Raw genomic sequence first — 3,638 nt, forward strand, 5'->3', positions numbered from 1 at the left:
CCGATCGACAGGCGGATCCCCGTGAGCATGTCCGGGATCACCGCGGGGACGACGACCCGGCGGAGCAGCGCGGGCGTGTCGCCGCCGAGCGACTCGCCGACCGTGATCCAGTCGTCGTCGATGGTCGCGATCCCGTGGGCGGTGTTCAACACGATCGGCCAGAGGCCGGCCATGAACATCACGAACACCGCCGAGCGGGTCCCCACGCCGAAGACGATGATGGCGATCGGGAACCACGCCAGCGGCGAGATCATGCGCATGAACTGGAAGAGGACGGTCGTCGCGCGCTCGGCCGCCCGGAAGTAGCCGACGACGACCCCGGTCGGCAGCCCGGCCGCCAGACAGAGACCGAGTGCGATCGCGAACCGGGAGAGGCTGACGAACACGTGGTCGTAGAACGCGGGCGAGACGAGGAGCTCCGCGAGGACGGCGAACGTCGCCGCCGGCGCGAAGTTGGTGATGATGCCGCTCCCGAGCGCCGTCACCGCCCACCAGACGGCGAGCCCGCCGAGGAGTCCGACCGCCGGCAGCAGGCGGCCGCTCTCCTCGACCAGCTCAGAACCGTATCGTCTCCTGTCTCTCGTAGCCATCGTCCTCTGAGACGTCGAACGCCGGCGGGCCGCCGGCCGCTTCCAGCGCTGTGCGAACGGGGTCGTACGCGACGAGGTCGTCGGCGACCTCGCTCGGGTCGAGGTCGTCGAGGAAGGCGTCCTCGCCCTCGACGCGGGTCTCGCGCATGCGGCGCACCAGCTCCTCCGTGTACGACGGGTACGGATAGGGGTAGAAGCCGATCCGGTCGACGTCCCAGTCGGCGTTGCGGATCGCGCCGGACTCGAGGTACGACTCGTGCTCGTCGTAGTGGGTGAGCGCGCGGTCGATCGGCGCCGGCCCCTGCGGGAGCAGACCGCTCCCCTCCGAGGAGAGCAGCCGCGCGGCCTCCGACCGGTTCTCGCGGAGGTACCCCTGGGCGTCGACGATCCCGCTCAGCACGTCGGTCGTCCACTCCGGCTGCGACTCGACCAGCTCCTCGCGCATCACGACGACGCAGCAGGCGTGCTCGCGCCACACGTCGCCGGTGAACCGCAGGATCTTGCCGGCGGACTCGAGCTCGCCGATCGCGTTGAACGGCTCGGCGACGATGTACCCCTCGATGGAGCCGTTCTCGAGCGCCGCGGGCATGTCCGGCGGGGGCGTCACCACGAGGTTCACCTCGTCGTCCGCCACCTCGTCGGCCGAGGAGTCCGTCCGGGGCGTGAGCCCGTGCTCGCGCAGCCCCATCTGGAGGATGACGTTGTGGATCGAGTACCAGAACGGGACGGCGACGGTGCCGCCGCCGAGGTCCGCCCACTCGTCGACGTCCTGCTGGACCGTCAGCGCGGAGCCGTCCGTGTGGTCCCACGCGACGACCTGGACGTTCGCGTCGAGCTCGTCGCCGTAGCGCATCCAGACGGTCATCGGCATCAGGAAGTGCGCGACGTTGACCTCGCCCGAGAGGAACGCCTCCGCGAGGTCCGACCAGCCGCGGAACAGGGTCGGCTCGTTGGCGTCGACGTCGTGGTCGGCGAAGTGGTCGTTGGCGTACCCCGCCAGCAGGGGCGCCGCGTCCGTGATCGGGAGGTACCCGATCTCCGCCGTGGGCGGATCGCCGCCTCCACCGCCGCTACCGCTGCCTCCGACGCCGCCGAGACAGCCGGCCGTCGAGCCGACGCCGGCAGCCGCCAGCGACGCCAGCCCCGACTCCTTCATGAACTCGCGCCGCGAGAGCCCGCGCGTGCGGGCGGTCTCCGAGGGGTCCCGCCAGCCGGCGCCGCCGACGAGTTCGCGCGCGCTCGCCGCGACGTCGGGGTCGCCCTCCCCGTGGGCTGTGCGATGGTCGCGCGTCATTCGAGTCCCACCGCCTCCAGGCGCTCGAAGGTCGCCGCCCGCTCCGCGAGGAACGCCTCGTCGTCCCGCGAGCGCGTCTCGCTGTCGATCCGCTCGACGTGTTCGATGCCCGCCGGGACCGGTCCCATGATCGCGACGCGGTCGCCGAGGTACACCGCCTCGTCGATGTCGTGCGTGACGAACACGGCGGTGACGCCGAGCTCGTCGACGATCCGCAACAGCTCGTCCTGCAGCTCCATCTTCGTCAGCTGGTCGAGCGCCGAGAACGGCTCGTCGAGCAGCAGCGCCTCGGGCTCGTTCGCGAGCGTCCGCGCGAGCGACGCGCGCTGTGCCATCCCGCCGGACAGGTCCGAGGTGTCGGCGTCGGCGACGCCGTCGAGCCCGACCAGGTCGAGCAGGTCGTCGACGTGGTCTGGATCGGGCTCCTCGCCGCGGAGCCGGGGCCCGATCGCGACGTTCTGGCGCACGGAGAGCCACGGGTACAACAGCGGGTCCTGGAAGACGACGCCCCACCGGTAGTCGGGCCCCGTCACCGGCGCGTCGTCTATCGCGACGCGGCCGTCGGTCGGGTCCTCGAGTCCCGCGAGCAGGTGGAGCAGCGTCGTCTTGCCGCAGCCGGACGGACCGAGCAGACAGCAGACCTCGCCGGGCTCGACGCGCAGGTCGAGTCCCTCGAACACGAGGGTCTCGTCGTACCGCTTCGTGAGGTCGCTGGCGACGATCGGCGTCGCGTCGGTCGCGCGACGGCCGGCACCGGCGGTCTCATCGGCGTCAGCGTCGACCGCGGAGGCGGGGTCGGAGTCCGACCTGCCGTCGGACTGGTCGCCGCCGTCGTCGGTCGTCGCCGGGCGGGACTCGATGGACATCGATCAGTCCGCCGTCGCCTCGGGTTCGTCCTCCTCGGACTCGACCTCGTCGTCCGGGATGACGCCCTCGTTCTCGAGCTCCTGTGCGGTCCCGATGTCGGCGTCGGCCGGGACGAAGCCCTTCTCGCGCATCCAGTCCGTGGTCGCGTCGATCCGCTTCTCGTCGGGGGCGCGCACGGGGAGGAACGTGCGGAGCTCGAACTCCTCGCGGAGCCGGTCGAAGTTCACGTCGTCGAAGGCGGGCTTGTCGGCCGCCTCGTCCTCGAGGAGCGCGACGTACCGGTCGGAGTACCCCTCGAGGTCGTCGTTGATGTCGGCGACCGCGCGGTTCAGCGCGGCGAGGAAGCCCCCGAGCTTCTCCGGCTCGGGCTGCTCGCGCGTCGTGATGGCGGCGCGGCACGGCCCGTCGAACACCTCCCTCAGCTCCTCGTCGTAGCGGCCGAGCGTGACGAACGGCTCCAGCACCGCGATGGCGTCGACCGCGCCGCGCTTCACCGCGTCGAAGCGCTCCTCCGCCTCGCCGACGTGCTCCAAGACGATCTCGTCGTCCTCGAACCCCTCGTTCTCCAGCATCTCCCGCATCGAGTAGAACGAGGTGGCGTACTTGTTGATCCCGACGGAGCGACCGCGCAGGTCGTCGACGGTCTCGGCGTCGTCGTCGGCGTCGACGAAGACGACGCGGTCCCACTCGCTGTAGGAGCCGACGATGTCGCGGTCGGTCTCGGAGACCTCCTGGACCGCGTTCCACTCGCAGACGCCGTGGGTGCCGCCGTCCTCGTCCATGTCGTCCCACCAGTCGGCGTCGAACGCGTTCTCGCCCTCGAAGTCCTGGGTGCCGGGAGCGAAGTACGAGAGGTCGGCGTCGACGCCCTCGTCCTCGAAGTACCC

The 3,638-nt window shown here is 71.1% G+C and carries 4 protein-coding genes; all 4 read right to left on the reverse strand.

The window, feature by feature from the left end:
- The coding region (locus R6U01_RS00005; protein WP_410284411.1) for an ABC transporter permease at positions 1–590 on the reverse strand (590 nt) is incomplete at its 3' end.
- Positions 556–1,884 (reverse strand): ABC transporter substrate-binding protein, encoded by a 1,329-nt coding sequence (locus R6U01_RS00010; RefSeq protein ID WP_410284412.1) that lies wholly within the window; start codon positions 1,882–1,884, stop codon positions 556–558. The genes R6U01_RS00010 and R6U01_RS00005, both read right to left, overlap by 35 nt.
- A complete protein-coding gene (locus tag R6U01_RS00015; RefSeq protein WP_410284413.1) occupies positions 1,881–2,750 on the reverse strand; it encodes an ABC transporter ATP-binding protein in 870 nt (289 codons plus the stop codon). Before R6U01_RS00015 ends, R6U01_RS00010 begins: the two co-directional genes overlap by 4 nt.
- A gap of 3 nt (positions 2,751–2,753) precedes the next feature.
- Positions 2,754–3,638 (reverse strand): ABC transporter substrate-binding protein (locus R6U01_RS00020; RefSeq protein WP_410284414.1); only part of this gene is annotated, 885 nt, incomplete at its 5' end.

This window comes from Halorubrum sp. (assembly GCF_046498025.1).
Lineage (GTDB): Archaea > Halobacteriota > Halobacteria > Halobacteriales > Haloferacaceae > Halorubrum.